Genomic DNA, 14,195 nt, shown 5'->3' with positions numbered 1-14,195 from the left:
GGCGGGCGATCCGGGGATAATTGGAGCGGTAGGATATGGCAGGCGCTGCAGCATATGGCGACCACGACGACCACAGGCCGAAGGGCTGGGTCCGCTGGGTCTACTCCACCAACCACAAGGATATCGGAACGCTCTACCTGATCTTCGCGATCATTGCGGGCGTCATCGGCGGTTTCCTGTCGGTGATGATGCGTTGGGAGCTCGCAGAGCCGGGCATCCAGATCTTCCACGGCCTTGCCTCCATGGTCTACGGCTACGAGGGCGCCGCCGCCATCGATGCCGGCAAGGAGATGTACAACGTCTTCACCACCGCTCACGGCCTGATCATGATCTTCTTCATGGTGATGCCGGCGCTCATCGGCGGGTTCGCCAACTGGATGGTGCCGATCATGATCGGCGCGCCGGACATGGCTTTCCCGCGCATGAACAACATCTCGTTCTGGCTGCTGCCGCCCGCCTTCATCCTGATGCTCCTGTCCATGTTCGTGCCCGGCGCTCCGGGCAGCTTCGGCGCCGGCACGGGCTGGACGCTCTACCCGCCGCTCTCGACGGCAGGTCAGCCGGGTCCCGCGGTGGACATGGGCATTCTGGCCCTGCACATCGCCGGCGCTTCCTCCATCCTCGGCGCCATCAACTTCATCACCACCATCTTCAACATGCGCGCCCCGGGCATGACGCTGCACAAGATGCCGCTCTTCGCCTGGTCGGTGCTGATCACGGCGTTCCTGCTGCTTCTGTCCCTGCCCGTGCTGGCCGGCGGCATCACCATGCTCTTGACGGACCGCAATTTCGGAACGGCCTTCTTCGCGCCGGCTGGTGGCGGTGACCCGATCCTCTACCAGCATCTCTTCTGGTTCTTCGGCCATCCCGAGGTCTACATCCTCATCCTGCCGGGCTTCGGCATCGTCAGCCACATCATCGCGACCTTCTCGCGCAAGCCCGTCTTCGGCTATCTCGGCATGGCCTATGCGATGGTGGCCATTGGCGCGATCGGCTTCGTGGTCTGGGCGCACCACATGTACACGACGGGCCTGTCCCTCGACACGCAGCGCTATTTCGTCTTCGCCACGATGGTCATCGCCATCCCCACCGGCGTGAAGATATTCTCCTGGATCGCCACCATGTGGGGCGGCTCCATCTCCTTCCGCGTGCCGATGCTGTGGGCGATCGCCTTCATCTTCCTCTTCACCGTCGGCGGTGTGACGGGGGTGCAGCTCGCCAATGCCGGCCTCGACCGGGCGATGCACGACACCTACTATGTCGTGGCGCATTTCCACTACGTGCTGTCCATGGGCGCCGTCTTCGCCATCTTCGCCGCCTGGTACTACTGGTTCCCGAAGATGACCGGCTACATGTACAACTCCTTCGTCGCCCGGCTGCATTTCTGGATCACCTTCATCGGCGTGAACCTCATCTTCTTCCCGCAGCACTTCCTGGGCCTCTCGGGCATGCCGCGCCGCTACATCGACTATCCGGATGCCTTCGCCGGCTGGAACCAGGTTTCCTCCTACGGTTCCTATCTCGCGGCCATCGGCGTCCTGGTGTTCCTGTACGGCGTCGTCGAGGCCTTCGCGAAGAAGCGTGTGGCGGGTGCCAATCCTTGGGGCGAGGGTGCGACCACGCTCGAATGGCAGCTTCCTTCCCCGCCGCCCTTCCACCAGTGGGAAGAGCTGCCGAGGATCCGCTAGGGAAAACAACGCGCGGCCTGGAGCGACGTCCCGGCCGCGCTAGCTATGGGCAGAACCGGAAAGACAACGGGACAGATGACACTGGTCGAGCGCGAGCACATTCATGAGGACGCAGTGCGCCTTTCCGAGGCGACGGCCGGCGACTTCATCGCGCTGCTCAAGCCGCGGGTCATGTCGCTCGTCGTCTTCACGGCCTTTGTGGGAATGGTGCTCGCCCCGGCCAGTCTCAATCCGTTCCTGGCCTTGATCGCGATCCTGGCGATCGCGGTCGGCGCGGGGGCGTCCGGCGCGCTCAATATGTGGTATGACGCCGATATCGACGCGGTGATGGCGCGCACGGCCGGCAGGCCGGTGCCCGCCGGCCGCGTGGCCCCGGGCGAGGCGCTCGGCTTCGGCCTCTTCCTTTCCGCCTTCGCGGTGATGACGCTCGGCCTGATGGCCAACTGGCTGGCGGCGAGCCTGCTCGCCTTCACCATATTCTTCTACGTGGTGGTCTACACGATGTGGCTGAAGCGCTCGACGCCGCAGAACATCGTCATCGGCGGGGCGGCGGGCGCGCTGCCGCCGGTCGTGGGCTGGGCCGCGATAACGGGGACAGTCAGCGTCGAGAGCCTGGTTCTCTTCCTGATTATCTTTCTCTGGACGCCGCCTCACTTCTGGGCTCTGGCGCTCTTCAAGAGCAGTGACTATGGCCGTGCCGGCATCCCGATGATGCCCAATGTGGCGGGGGCCGCGTCCACGCGCCGGCAGATCTTCGTCTATGCCGTGCTGGTTGCCGTCAGCGGCGTGCTGCCCGCGGTGCTCGGCTTTGCGAGCCTTCGCTACGGCGTCGTGGCCGCGGCGCTGGGCGCGGCCTTCGTCTGGTATTCCTGGCGCGTTCTGGCGGGCAGGGGGGCGGATGGATCGATGCGCCCGGAGAAGGCGCTGTTCGGCTATTCGGTCGTCTATCTCTTCGCCATCTTCGCCGCCCTTCTCTGCGACGGGCTTTTCGCGCGGTTCGGAGGCTGAGATGCCCGAGGAGGACCGCGTGAAGCCGACGGAGGCCCAGCTCAAGGCGCGGCGCAACCGCTCGATCGCGATTGCCCTGGCGCTGGCCGCTTTCGTGATCATCGTGTACCTGGGCAGCATATTGAAGCTCGGGCCCGGCATTTTCGACCGGGGGATGTGAGGACACATGACGAGCCCTGGAAAACCCGCACCCGCGCGTGATCGTCGGAACCTCGGCGTGGCTGCCGTCTGCGCGGGCGTTTTCGTGGGCATGGTGGGCATGTCCTATGCCGCCGTGCCGCTCTACCGGCTCTTCTGCCAGGTCACCGGCTATGGCGGCACGACCCAGCGCGTCGAGCAGTATTCCGACAAGATCCTCGACAAGACGATTGTCGTCCGCTTCGACGCGAACACCAGCGGCGTTCCCTGGGAATTCCAGCCCAAGCAGCGCGAGGTCACGCTCAGGATCGGCGAGACGCAGGAAATCTCCTACACGGCCCGGAACCTGGCGGCCAAGGCCACCACCGGCACGGCCACATACAATGTGACGCCCGAGATGGCCGGGGCCTATTTCAACAAGATCCAGTGCTTCTGCTTCACCGAGCAAACGCTCGAGCCGGGGCAGAGCTACGACATGCCGGTCCAGTTCTTTGTCGATCCGGAGATCGTGAACGTGCCCGAATTGAAGAACCTCAAGGCGATCACGCTTTCCTACACTTTCTATCCGAAGCATCCCGAAGCGGTCGAGGCGCCGGCGACGGATACTTCAAAGACCCAGAAGCTCGGGGGATAAAATGGCAGAAGCCCACGCAAAAAAACATGACTATCACATCATCGATCCGAGCCCATGGCCGTTCATCGCCTCCGTCGGCGCTCTGATCATGGCGCTGGGCGCCATCGCCTGGATGAAGGCGGCGCAAGGCAACTCGTTCCCGCTGCTGGGCATCGATCTCGCCGGCGCCAGGTTCTGGATCTTCCTGATCGGCCTGCTGATCATCCTCTACACCATGTTCTCCTGGTGGAGCGACACCATCAAGGAGGGCCAGGAGGGGCACCATACGCGGGTCGTCTCGCTGCATCTGCGCTATGGCATGATCATGTTCATCGCCTCGGAGCTGATGTTCTTCGTGGCGTGGTTCTGGGCCTTCTTCGATGCCAGCCTTTTTCCCGGCGATCCGGTACAGGTGAGCCGTGCCGAGTTCACCGGCGGCACCTGGCCGCCCCATGGCGTGGAGGTGCTCGATCCTTTCCACCTGCCGCTCTACAACACGATCATCCTGCTGCTATCGGGCACGACGGTGACCTGGGCGCACCACGCACTGCTCGAGGACGATCGCAGGGGGCTTGTCGCCGGTCTTGCGCTGACCGTGGCGCTGGGCGTGCTTTTCAGCTGCGTGCAGGCTTACGAATATATGCACGCGCCGTTCGCATTCCGCGATTCGATCTATGGCGCGACCTTTTTCATGGCGACCGGCTTCCACGGGTTCCACGTGATCGTCGGCACGATCTTCCTGGCGGTCTGCCTGCTCAGGGCCATCGCCGGCCAGTTCACGCCGCAGCAGCATTTCGGCTTCGAGGCAGCCGCCTGGTACTGGCACTTCGTCGACGTGGTGTGGTTGTTCCTCTTCGCCTTCGTCTATGTGTGGGCGTCGGCGGGTGCCACGATCGCGCACTGAGGAGCGGGTTCATTCGCTACAGAGGGGCGGCCGCGGAAGGGCGGCTGCCCCTTGTTTTTTGAAGGTGTGCGTGATGAGTGAAGACAAGGCCGTATGGCCACCGGTGGATCCGGTCCGCGCCGGACTTTCCGGCCGCTGCCCGCGCTGCGGCGAGGGCAGGCTCTTCTCCGGCTTTCTCACGGTGGGTCGGCGCTGCGCTAATTGCGGGCTGGACTACAGCTTCGCGGACGCCGGCGACGGCCCGGCCGTCTTCGTCATCCTCATCATCGGTTTCATCGTCGTCGGGCTGGCGCTCTGGATGGAGGTTTCCACGAATGCGCCCCTGTGGCTCCATTTCGTGCTCTGGATCCCGCTGATCCTCGTGCTGTCGCTGACGGCGCTCCGGTTGATCAAGGGGCTCCTGATCGCGCTGCAATACCGCAACGAGGCGGCGGAAGGGCGCCTGGATCAACCCGAATGAGCATCGAGCAAAAGGCGATGGGCCGGCGGAGCTGGGTGCTGCTGGCATTCAGCATTCCCGTTTTTCTGCTGCTTCTGGCCTTGGGCACGTGGCAGGTGCAGCGCCTGCATTGGAAGGAAGGGCTCCTGCAGCGCATAGACGAGCGGATCGCCTCTCAGCCGGTACCGTTCGACGAGATCGCCGCGCTCTATGATCGCGGTGAGGACATCGACTACCGCCCGACCGTGCTTTCCGGCACGTTCCTGCACGGGGCCGAGCGCCACTACCTGGCCACCTGGGAGGGGCGATCCGGCTTCTTCGTGCATACACCGCTCGAACTGGCGAACGGGAAATACATCTTCGTCAACCGAGGCTTCGTGCCCTATGACCGCAAAGACCCTGGTACGCGGGCCGAGGGCCAGGTGGAAGGCGCGGTCGAGATCGGCGGGCTCGCGCGCACGGCGCCGGCGGAAAAGCCGTCCTTCATCGTGCCCGACAACGATCTCGCCAAGAACATCTTCTATTGGAAGGACCTCGCGGCGATGACCCGCTCGGCCGGTCTCGATCCGGCGGAAGTCTATCCCTTTTATGTGGATGCGAACGACGCGCCCAATCCCGGCGGCTTGCCAGTGGGCGGCGTGACCCTCATAAACCTGCCGAACAACCACCTGCAATATGCCGTCACCTGGTATGGTCTGGCGTTCGCGCTGGTCTGCGTCCTGGTCGCCTGGTTCCGCCGCGGGCGGGGAGGCGGTCGCCCGCAAGCTTGACAGGGACCGCCCGCCGCCCCCACTTTCCGGGCGGCAAGAATAGGGGAATTGGATGGGCTCACAGAAGCAGAAGCTGACGGTGCGGTTGTGCGGGCCGCGCGGCTTTTGCGCCGGCGTCGACCGGGCGATCCAGATCGTCGTGCTCGCGCTCAAGAAATACGGCGCCCCGGTCTATGTGCGCCACGAGATCGTGCACAACCGCTATGTTGTGGAAGGCTTGCAGGAGCGCGGCGCCGTCTTCATCGAGGAGCTGGACGAGATTCCGGACGATCATCGCGAGCGGCCGGTGGTGTTTTCCGCCCATGGCGTGCCCAAATCCGTTCCCGCGGATGCTGTGGCGCGCAATCTCTTCTATCTCGACGCCACCTGCCCGCTGGTCTCGAAGGTCCACAAGCAGGCGATGCGCCACCAGCGGCTCGGCCGCCACGTGCTTCTGATCGGCCATGCCGGCCATCCGGAGGTGATCGGCACCATGGGGCAACTGCCCGAGGGCGCCGTGACCCTGATCGAGACCGTGGACGACGCCGCCCGCTTCACCCCGCCGGAAGGGGCCGAACTCGGCTTCGTGAGCCAGACGACGCTTTCCGTGGAGGACACGGCGGGGATCATCCGTGCGCTGGAAGCGCGGTTCCCGCATATCCAGGCGCCCGCAGCCGAATCCATCTGCTATGCCACCACCAACCGGCAGGATGCCGTGAAGGCGGCCGCTCCGGGCGCGGATATGTTCCTCGTCGTGGGCGCCCCCAACTCGTCCAACTCCCGCCGCCTGGTGGAAGTGGCCGAAAGGGCAGGGGCCAGCCGCGCCTTGCTGGTGCAGCGTGCGTCGGAAATCCCTTGGGGCGAGATCGGCCCGCTCTCGGTGCTCGGCCTCTCGGCGGGCGCATCCGCGCCCGAGATCATCGTCGACGAGATCATCGACGCCTTCGCCGAACGCTACGACGTCACCGTCGATCTCGCCGTGACGGCCGAGGAGCTCGAGAACTTCCCCGTCATGCGGGCGCTGCGCGACGTGGAACTGACCAAGGCCGACATGGCCTTCGTCAACGGCGTGGGATAGGAGTGGCTGTGCTGATGACCCCCTCTCTTGCAAATTCTAGGGGCTTGGCTTTGCTAAGTCCAAGAATTTTCTTTCTCCCCCGCCAAGGGGGAGATAAGCGATTTCAACATCTTAGCCGAAGGCCAAGTGTTAGAAGTCGCAAGAGAGGGGGCACGGCGCTCACTTCATTGGCCATGCATCCCGGTCTCCACTAGGACGGTATTTCAAGATGGCCGTCTACACCGACATCTCCGAAGAAGAACTCGGCGCCTTTCTCCGCCAATACGCGGTGGGCGGTCTGCTGTCCTACAAGGGCATCGCCGAGGGAACGGAGAACTCGAACTATCTTCTGCACACCACTGCCGGCGCCTTCATCCTCACGCTCTATGAGCGGCGGGTGGAGAGGGCGGATCTGCCCTTCTTTCTCGGGCTCATGGAGCACCTGGCGAAGAAGGGCGTCTCCTGTCCGCAGCCGGTCGCACGGCGCGACGGCGGCATCATCGGCGAGCTTGCCGGCAGGCCCGCCGCCCTCATCACCTTTCTGGAAGGGATGTGGATGCGGCGCCCGACGGTGCAGCACTGCCATGCTGTCGGCAAGGCGCTTGCCGGGCTGCATCGGGCCGCGGCCGACTTTCCGTTGCGGCGGGCCAATGCGCTCGATCCGGAAGGCTGGCAGCGGCTCTGGGACGGCACGAGGGCGCGCGCCGATGAGGTGGAGCCCGGCCTGGCGCGGGAAGTGGAGGCGGATTTCGCGGCTGTGGAACACGGCTGGCCGAAGGATCTGCCCTCGGGAGTGATCCATGCCGACCTCTTCCCCGACAATGTCTTCTTCCTGGGCGGAGAGGTTTCGGGGCTGATCGACTTCTATTTCGCCTGCAACGACCTGCTCGCCTACGATATCGCCACCTGTCTCAATGCCTGGTGCTTCGAGAAGGATATTTCCTACAACATCACCAAGGGGGGCGCGCTTCTCGCCGGCTATCAGAGCGTGCGGCCGCTGGAGCAGGCCGAGATCGACGCACTGCCTCTTCTGGCGCGCGGTTCAGCCCTGCGCTTCATGCTGACGCGGCTGCACGATTGGCTCACCATTCCCGACGGCGCTCTGGTGAAGAAGCGCGATCCCATGGAATATCTGCGCCGCCTGCGCTTCCACCGCCAGGTCGAGGCCGCGTCCGAATACGGGGTGGTCGTCGCGTGAAAAGGATAGAGATCTTCACCGACGGCGCCTGCTCGGGCAATCCGGGGCCGGGCGGCTGGGGCGCGGTGCTGCGCTACAACGGCGCCGAGAAGGAGCTTTCGGGCGGCGAGGCGCAGACGACCAACAACCGCATGGAGCTCACGGCGGCCATCGAGGCGCTGAACGCCTTGAAGGAACCCTGCGAGGTCGATCTGCACACCGACAGCAACTATCTGCGCGACGGCATTTCCGGCTGGATCGAGGGCTGGAAGCGCAATGGTTGGCGGACGGCCGACAGGAAGCCGGTCAAGAATGCCGAGCTCTGGCAGGCATTGGACGAGGCGCGCCGCCGCCACAAGGTGCATTGGCACTGGGTGCGCGGCCATGCCGGCCATCCGGAGAACGAGCGCGCCGACGCGCTGGCCCGCGCCGGCATGGCCCCGTTCAAGAAGAAGCGCCGCGCGGCGGCTCCTCGGACCGGCCCTTCGCAGGAGGAAGAAGAGGCGCTGCGCAAGGCCCGCGTCGAGCGCCGAAGGGCGGGGGCGCAGGCCGCCGCGCTGAAGCGCGGGGAGTCGTAGCCGCGCTCCGCCGATCGGCGATGCGTCGACGCGCTCAAGCGGTTTGAAGCTGTTCGAGAATGCGCGCGGCGCCGCTCGTGACCGCCTGGCCGCGCGCTTCCTCCAGGTTGAGCGATTTCACGATGCCGTCCTCGACGATCATGGAATAGCGCTTCGAGCGCACGCCCATGCCGCCGGCCGACATGTCCTGCTCGAGGCCGAGCGCGCGTGTGAACGCTCCATTGCCGTCGGCCAGGAAGACGAGCTTCCCCTCCGCCCCGGAGAAACGCGCCCAAGCGGCCATCACATGGTGGTCGTTGACGGCGACCACGGCCACCGCATCCACGTCGCGGGCGAGGATCGCGTCATAGTTCTCCACGAACCCCGGCAGATGGCTGTTGCTGCAGGTCGGCGTGAAGGCGCCGGGCACGCCGAACATCACGACCCTGCGGCCGGCGAAGTAATCAGCGGTGCTGATGTCTTCCGCGCCTTCGGCGCCTGCCTTCTTGATCGTGACGTCGGGCAGCCGGTCGCCAATGGAAATCGTCATGCGAGGTCTCCTGCAGGATGGAATGGGATCGGGCTTTCCGCCCGGGGCGGGCGGCACCATAAGTGCTTCGTCAGGGCAGGGCAATTTGCCCGGCGACGGCTTCCTGGCCGGCCGTCAGCGTGTAATCGATGCGCAGGGCGGCTCCTTTCGCCACCGCGTTGAGGAGGTTTGCGGAAAAGACCGCCCTCCGCCCGTCGCGGCGCTTGAGTTCGGGCATGGCAATCTGCACGCCCTCGGGCGGCGCGAGGAACAGCGCCGGCTCACCGGCATCGTCAGGCAGGTTCACCTCGAACTCGACCTGCGCGTCGTGGCGTTTAACCTCCTCTACCCGAAAGCCGGGGCGGGGTTCCTCGGGCAGGGCGGCAAAGGCGCTCTCGACTGTGGCCGCATCGCCTGCATTCTGCGGATCGGCCCCCGCATCGAAGGAGAAGGGCACCTCGACCGGGATGCAGATCTTCTCGCAAATGCCGAGGAACACGCTGCCCTCTATGATGCCGGCCATGCCCGCCCGCGGAAAGGTGAAGACCACGGGCAGCGCGGTGGAGCCTTTGTAGCCCGCCCAGGTGGCGTAGCGGTCGCTGATACGCTGAGGCGCGGGGAAGAGCATCTGCACGCTGCCCGCATCGGAACCGGGCGCGAGGTTGATCTCGGGTGGAACGCCCGCTTCTCCCGGATTGCGCCAATAGGTCTTCCAGCCGGGATCGAGCCGTATCTCCAGGGCGCCGCGAAGCGCGCCGTTGCTGTCGCTCAATCCGGAGCTCACGATGCGTATGGCGCCGCCTTCGCTCTCGATCCAGGCGCTCGAGGCGGCCGCGGCGGGAGCGGCGAGGGCGAGGAGCAGCGAAAGGCTTGTCAGGGGTCGAAGCATGGCTGGACAATGGCTTCCGGAGGCGTCGATTGCAACGCGCGAAATGAGGTTGCATCCTCATATTGGCGTGAACGCGGAGATCGCGAATCGTCTCATGTCTTTCAAGCTTCACTGAAAAGAGTTAGGGTTGGCGCATGATACAGAAGATCGGCGCGGACAGAGTTGGCGAGGCCGCCACACTGCAGGACCATTTCCTTGTCGCCATGCCCGGCATGCGCGACGAAAGGTTCTTGCGCTCGGTGATCTATCTGTGCGCCCACAATGCCGACGGCGCCATGGGCATCATCATCAATCGCAGCCAGGAGCTCGGCTTCACCGATATATTGGTGGAGCTCGGCATCCTTGATCGCAGTCAGTCGATCCGCCTGCCGCCGCGTGCGCGCAACATGGCCGTGCGCAGCGGCGGGCCGGTGGACCGCAGCCGCGGCTTCGTGCTGCACAGTGGCGACTATGTGGTGGAATCTTCCATGGCCGTGTCGGAGAAGGTCTGCCTGACCGCGACCATGGATATCCTGCGGGCCATATCGGCGGGCCGCGGCCCCAGCCAGGCGCTGATGGCGCTTGGCTATTCGGGCTGGGGGGCGGGCCAGCTCGAAGCCGAGATCGCGGACAATGGCTGGCTTGCCTGCCCCGCTTCCCCCGAGCTTCTCTTCGAAGCCGATATCGACACGATCTACGACCGCATCCTAGCCTCGATCGGCATCGACCTTCTGCATCTGAGCGACGTCGCCGGCCACGCCTGAGCGGCCACGGCGCCGGCTGCGGCCTTGGCGCACCATGGGTACGCGGGTCGCGCGCGGCGATCCGGAGAGCGAACACGTCCCACTTGAGCGTCCGCGCCCAGACCTTCAGGCGCTTCATCCTCGGTTTCATCCCAGGAGATTCGCATGCCCCGGGAGCGCCCGCAAATGGATTGCGATCGGCCGCCAGCGAAGAGCGGGCCGATCGGACGTCAGCTCGCGGTGACCGGATTCTGGTCCGCCAGGAGCTTCAGGCTTGCTTCCGCGTCCGCCGGCGTGCCGAAATGGAAGCTCTGCGCGTATTCGCAACCGACCTTGCGCAACTGCTCGATGTCGCGCTCGTCCGACACGCCTTCGGCAACGACGGAAAGGCCGAGATCATGCGCCATGGTGATCATGGATTTGAGCAGCATGTTGCCCTTGGAACTCGGGTCGTTGAGGAAGGTCCTGTCGATCTTGATCGTGTCGAAGGGGAAGCGGGTCAGGTAGGAGAGGGACGAATAGCCTGTTCCGAAATCGTCGAGGGAGAGCCCGATGCCGAGCTGCTTCAGCTTGGCCAGCACGTGCGCCGACTGTTCCGGATTGTCCATGACGATGGATTCGGTGAGCTCGAGCCGGAAGCAGCGCGGTTTGATGTTGGCCCGCGCGATGATCGAGCGCACATCGCCCACGAGATCGCGCCGGATGAACTGCCGGCTCGACAGGTTGACCGACATGAAGAGCGGCACGTCGCCGAGCTGCTTCTGCCAGGAATAGAGGTCCTCGGCAGCCTGCTGCATGGCGAAGAGGCCGAGCTGGACAATGAGGCCCGAGCTCTCCGCGATTGGGATGAAGTCGGCTGGCGGGATGGTGCCGCGGCGGGGATGGTCCCAGCGCAGCAGGGCTTCGAAACCGGCCACGCTGCCGTCCTCCAGCCGCACGATAGGCTGGTAGGCGACGCGCAGTTCCTTTCGGTCCACCGCCCTGCGCAGGTCCGATTCCATTTGCAGCCGGTCCGTGCCGATGGAGCGGAAGGCGGGACGGAACGGCTCGATGCGGTCCCCTCCGAAGCGCTTGGCCTGGTACATGGCCAGTTCGGCGTCCTTGATCATCTCTTCCGCCGAGGTCTGCGCCACGGTCCAGGAGACCAGCCCGATCGAGGCGGTGAGGATGATCTCCCGCTTGGCGAAGGTGATCGGAGAACGGATGGCGAGCCGCACCGCATCGGCAACCGCCGCGATCTGGGCCGGCTCCTGCTCGGAAAGCAGCATTATCGCGAACTGGTCCCCCGCCACGCGCGAGAGGGAATCCCCCGGCTTCAGGAGACGGTGCAGCCGCCTGGCGATGGTGAGGAGGATCGTGTCGCCGGCGGAAATACCGAGCTCGTCGTTCACGTGCTTGAAGCGGTCGATGTCGACGACGAGCACGGTGGGCCGGATCTTGCGTTCCCGTCGGGCCATCGCGATGGTCGCGTCCAGCCGGTTGAGGAAGAGCTCGCGGTTGGGCAGTCCCGTCAGATTGTCGTGCACGGCATCGTGCAGCAGGCGCTCCTCGGCCTTCTTCTGCTCGGTCACATCCACCATCGTGCCGACGCAGCGGATGACCTCGCCGTCGGAGCCCACCACGGGCCGGGCCCTGAGCGAAAGCCAGTGATAGTGCCCGTCGGCGCCGCGCAGGCGGAAGCTCTGCGCGACGCGTCCCCTCCTTTGCTCCAACACCATGTCGAGCGTGGTGCGGAACGTGTCGCGGTCGTCCGCGTGAAGCAGCGGAAGCCAGCTTCGCGCGGGCCCATGCAGCGTGTTCGCAGCCAAGCCGAGCTGTTTGCTGATATCGGGCTTTGTCGTCACCCGGTCGCGCAGCACGTCCCAGTCCCAAACGACGTCTCCTGAGCCGCTGATGGCGAGCGCCTGGCGCTCCATGTCGCTGAAGAGGCCCTGGAAGATGGCGTTCCCGGAAAGCGCATGCTGCATCACCGTAAAGCCAATCAGGAGCACGATCAGGATGAGGCCGCCGCTGATCGCAGGCTGCAGGATGTCGTTGTCGAGCATGCCCGTCACCGCCATTCCGGCGCCGGTGAGCCAGACGAGAACCATGAGCCAGCTCGGCACCAGCATGATCGCCCGGTCATAGCCCTGGAAGCCGAGATAGACGATCAGACCGAGGCCCACCACGGCAGTCGCGGCGAAGGAGATCCGCGCGATGCCCGCCGCGATCGGCGGATCGAAGACGGCGACGCCCGCTATGGCGACGAGGCCCAGGATCCAGGCGAGCATGCCGTAGCTGAAATGGTTGTGCCAGCGGGCGAGGTTGAGATAGGCGAACAGGAAGACGACGAAGGTCGCCGCCAACGCCACCTCCGTGCCCGCGCGCCAGAGCTGCTCGCTTCCCGGCGAGATCTCGATGATGCGGGACAGGAACCCGAAATCGATCGAGATATAGGCGAGGATGGCCCAGGCGAGCGCGGCGGTGGCGGGGAACATCGATGTGCCCTTGACCACGAAGAGCACTGTCAGGAAGAGCGCCAGCAGGCCGGCGATGCCGATGACGATGCCCCGGAAGAGCGTGTAGGAATTGACCGTGTCCTTGTAGGCGGCCGGATCCCAGAGATAGATCTGCGGCAGGTTGGGCGAGGAAAGCTCCGCCACGAAGGTGACCACCGTTCCGGGATTGAGCGTGACGAGGAACTCGTCCGCGTCGCTGCTGGGTTGGCGGTCGAGCGCGAAGCCCTCCGAAGGCGTGATCGCGGCGATGCGCTGGGAGCCGAGATCCGGCCAGACCAGGCCCGAGCCGACAAGCCGGAAATGCGGCGCCACGATAAGGCGGTCGAGCTGCTCGTCCGTCGTGTTGGCGAGCGCGAACACCGCCCAATCTCCGCTCGAGCGGCCGTCCTGTGCCTCGACCTCGATTCGCCGCACGATGCCATCGGCGCCGGGCGCGGTCGAGACCTGGAAGTTCTCGCCCTGGTCGCGGTGGATCTCGACGGCCTTCGAAAGGTCGAGGGCGACATCTTCGCGGGAAATCTTGATGGGCTCGACGGCCCCGGCCGGTGCGGTGCCGAAGGCGAGCACGAGCCATGCAAGCATGGCCATCGCCTTCAGCATTGGCGGTTTCAAACCCAGCAAACTCAACCCCGTCTCGATGGTTGCTGATGCTCCCCGGCGATCAGCGCATAAAGATGATGGTCCTGCCACACGCCATTGATGCGCAAATAGGACCGCAACAGTCCTTCGCGCTGGAATCCGGCTTTTTCAAGCAGGCGCATCGAACGCGCATTGCTGGGAATACAAGCCGCCTCCAGCCGGTGCAACCTCAACCGGTCGAATGCAAAGGGGATAACCAGCTGGAGCGCTTCGAGCATCAGGCCGTGGCCGGCATATCGCTCGCCCATCCAGTAGCCGATATTGGCGGACTGGGCCACGCCGTGCCGGATATTGCTGAGGGAAAGACCGCCCGCGAGCCGCCCCTCTGCTTTCTCGAACAGGAAGAAGGAAACGCCGGTGCCCTGGTCATAGTCGTGTCGGCTGCGTTGCAGGCGGTGGCGGAAGGAAGCCGCCGACAATTCGTCGGGCGTCCAGCGCGGCTCCCACGGTTCGAGGAAGGCGCGGCTTTCGGCGCGGAGCGTGGCCCACTCCTCGTAATCTTCCCGCTCCGGCATCCGCAGGCGTACCCTCTTGCCCTCAAGCGCCGGCAGGTCGCGGCGAAAGAAGGGGAGCTGGAACATGCGGGGC

The 14,195-nt window shown here is 65.1% G+C and carries 15 protein-coding genes; 11 read left to right on the top strand and 4 right to left on the bottom strand.

Annotated elements, in window-relative coordinates; all coding sequences use genetic code 11:
• The first annotated feature begins 35 nt into the window (after positions 1–35).
• From ctaD to rnhA, 10 genes are all read left to right on the top strand, one after another.
• Positions 36–1,688 carry a cytochrome c oxidase subunit I gene (gene ctaD, locus PVE73_RS17230; RefSeq protein ID WP_277363417.1) on the top strand — a complete coding sequence of 551 codons (1,653 nt, stop codon included), beginning with the start codon at positions 36–38 and terminating at the stop codon, positions 1,686–1,688.
• Between the two features lie 75 nt (positions 1,689–1,763).
• Entirely contained in the window at positions 1,764–2,696 is a 933-nt protein-coding gene (locus tag PVE73_RS17225; RefSeq protein ID WP_277363416.1) for a heme o synthase, read from the top strand.
• Between the two features lies 1 nt (position 2,697).
• Complete coding sequence (locus tag PVE73_RS17220; RefSeq protein ID WP_277363415.1) at positions 2,698–2,856, top strand: hypothetical protein; 159 nt, start codon at positions 2,698–2,700, stop codon at positions 2,854–2,856.
• A 6-nt stretch (positions 2,857–2,862) separates the two neighbouring features.
• Positions 2,863–3,468: a cytochrome c oxidase assembly protein gene (locus tag PVE73_RS17215; RefSeq protein ID WP_277363414.1), complete on the top strand. Its 606-nt coding sequence runs from the start codon at positions 2,863–2,865 to the stop codon at positions 3,466–3,468.
• A gap of 1 nt (position 3,469) precedes the next feature.
• The gene (locus PVE73_RS17210) at positions 3,470–4,351 is read left to right on the top strand and encodes a cytochrome c oxidase subunit 3 (RefSeq protein WP_277363413.1); all 882 of its coding nucleotides are present in this window, start codon (positions 3,470–3,472) and stop codon (positions 4,349–4,351) included.
• Between the two features lie 73 nt (positions 4,352–4,424).
• Positions 4,425–4,811 (top strand): DUF983 domain-containing protein, encoded by a 387-nt coding sequence (locus PVE73_RS17205; protein WP_277363412.1) that lies wholly within the window; start codon positions 4,425–4,427, stop codon positions 4,809–4,811.
• Positions 4,808–5,560, top strand: a complete 753-nt coding sequence (locus tag PVE73_RS17200) for an SURF1 family protein (protein WP_277363411.1) — start codon at positions 4,808–4,810, stop codon at positions 5,558–5,560. Before PVE73_RS17205 ends, PVE73_RS17200 begins: the two co-directional genes overlap by 4 nt.
• 52 nt (positions 5,561–5,612) lie before the next feature.
• Positions 5,613–6,617 (top strand): 4-hydroxy-3-methylbut-2-enyl diphosphate reductase, encoded by a 1,005-nt coding sequence (ispH, locus tag PVE73_RS17195; protein ID WP_277363410.1) that lies wholly within the window; start codon positions 5,613–5,615, stop codon positions 6,615–6,617.
• Between the two features lie 208 nt (positions 6,618–6,825).
• Entirely contained in the window at positions 6,826–7,794 is a 969-nt protein-coding gene (locus PVE73_RS17190; RefSeq protein WP_277363409.1) for a homoserine kinase, read from the top strand.
• Entirely contained in the window at positions 7,791–8,351 is a 561-nt protein-coding gene (gene rnhA / locus PVE73_RS17185) for a ribonuclease HI (protein ID WP_277363408.1), read from the top strand. Before PVE73_RS17190 ends, rnhA begins: the two co-directional genes overlap by 4 nt.
• Positions 8,352–8,385: 34 nt before the next feature.
• On the opposite strand, the gene PVE73_RS17180 is transcribed toward rnhA, so the two are convergent.
• Both PVE73_RS17180 and PVE73_RS17175 read right to left on the bottom strand, forming a co-directional pair.
• A complete protein-coding gene (locus tag PVE73_RS17180; RefSeq protein WP_277363407.1) occupies positions 8,386–8,880 on the bottom strand; it encodes a peroxiredoxin in 495 nt (164 codons plus the stop codon).
• Between the two features lie 70 nt (positions 8,881–8,950).
• Positions 8,951–9,748: a protein-disulfide reductase DsbD domain-containing protein gene (locus PVE73_RS17175; RefSeq protein ID WP_277363406.1), complete on the bottom strand. Its 798-nt coding sequence runs from the start codon at positions 9,746–9,748 to the stop codon at positions 8,951–8,953.
• A 134-nt stretch (positions 9,749–9,882) separates the two neighbouring features.
• Between PVE73_RS17175 and PVE73_RS17170 the strand changes: the two genes are divergently transcribed.
• On the top strand, positions 9,883–10,491 hold the full coding sequence (locus PVE73_RS17170) for a YqgE/AlgH family protein (RefSeq protein WP_277363405.1): 609 nt from the start codon (positions 9,883–9,885) through the stop codon (positions 10,489–10,491).
• Positions 10,492–10,700: 209 nt separating this feature from the next.
• On the opposite strand, the gene PVE73_RS17165 is transcribed toward PVE73_RS17170, so the two are convergent.
• Together PVE73_RS17165 and PVE73_RS17160 are read right to left on the bottom strand one after the other, a co-directional pair.
• The gene (locus tag PVE73_RS17165; RefSeq protein ID WP_277367494.1) at positions 10,701–13,550 is read right to left on the bottom strand and encodes a sensor domain-containing phosphodiesterase; all 2,850 of its coding nucleotides are present in this window, start codon (positions 13,548–13,550) and stop codon (positions 10,701–10,703) included.
• Between the two features lie 41 nt (positions 13,551–13,591).
• The gene (locus tag PVE73_RS17160; protein WP_277363404.1) at positions 13,592–14,188 is read right to left on the bottom strand and encodes a GNAT family protein; all 597 of its coding nucleotides are present in this window, start codon (positions 14,186–14,188) and stop codon (positions 13,592–13,594) included.
• Between the last annotated feature and the right edge of the window lie 7 nt (positions 14,189–14,195).

Origin of the sequence: Chelativorans sp. AA-79, assembly GCF_029457495.1 — a bacterium.
Lineage (GTDB): Bacteria > Pseudomonadota > Alphaproteobacteria > Rhizobiales > Rhizobiaceae > Chelativorans.
Note: the sequence above shows the minus strand (reverse complement) of the source record. Positions and strands in the feature narration are given on the sequence as shown.

Coding starts and splice junctions, on each gene's coding strand:
- PVE73_RS17175 (WP_277363406.1), bottom strand. CDS start 9,748: ATGCTTCGACCCCTGACAAGCCTTTCGCTGCTCCTCGCCCTCGCCGCT.
- ispH (WP_277363410.1), top strand. CDS start 5,613: ATGGGCTCACAGAAGCAGAAGCTGACGGTGCGGTTGTGCGGGCCGCGC.
- PVE73_RS17190 (WP_277363409.1), top strand. CDS start 6,826: ATGGCCGTCTACACCGACATCTCCGAAGAAGAACTCGGCGCCTTTCTC.
- PVE73_RS17210 (WP_277363413.1), top strand. CDS start 3,470: ATGGCAGAAGCCCACGCAAAAAAACATGACTATCACATCATCGATCCG.
- PVE73_RS17180 (WP_277363407.1), bottom strand. CDS start 8,880: ATGACGATTTCCATTGGCGACCGGCTGCCCGACGTCACGATCAAGAAG.
- PVE73_RS17170 (WP_277363405.1), top strand. CDS start 9,883: ATGATACAGAAGATCGGCGCGGACAGAGTTGGCGAGGCCGCCACACTG.
- PVE73_RS17200 (WP_277363411.1), top strand. CDS start 4,808: ATGAGCATCGAGCAAAAGGCGATGGGCCGGCGGAGCTGGGTGCTGCTG.
- PVE73_RS17215 (WP_277363414.1), top strand. CDS start 2,863: ATGACGAGCCCTGGAAAACCCGCACCCGCGCGTGATCGTCGGAACCTC.
- PVE73_RS17160 (WP_277363404.1), bottom strand. CDS start 14,188: ATGTTCCAGCTCCCCTTCTTTCGCCGCGACCTGCCGGCGCTTGAGGGC.
- PVE73_RS17165 (WP_277367494.1), bottom strand. CDS start 13,550: ATGCTTGCATGGCTCGTGCTCGCCTTCGGCACCGCACCGGCCGGGGCC.
- PVE73_RS17225 (WP_277363416.1), top strand. CDS start 1,764: ATGACACTGGTCGAGCGCGAGCACATTCATGAGGACGCAGTGCGCCTT.
- PVE73_RS17220 (WP_277363415.1), top strand. CDS start 2,698: ATGCCCGAGGAGGACCGCGTGAAGCCGACGGAGGCCCAGCTCAAGGCG.
- ctaD (WP_277363417.1), top strand. CDS start 36: ATGGCAGGCGCTGCAGCATATGGCGACCACGACGACCACAGGCCGAAG.
- PVE73_RS17205 (WP_277363412.1), top strand. CDS start 4,425: ATGAGTGAAGACAAGGCCGTATGGCCACCGGTGGATCCGGTCCGCGCC.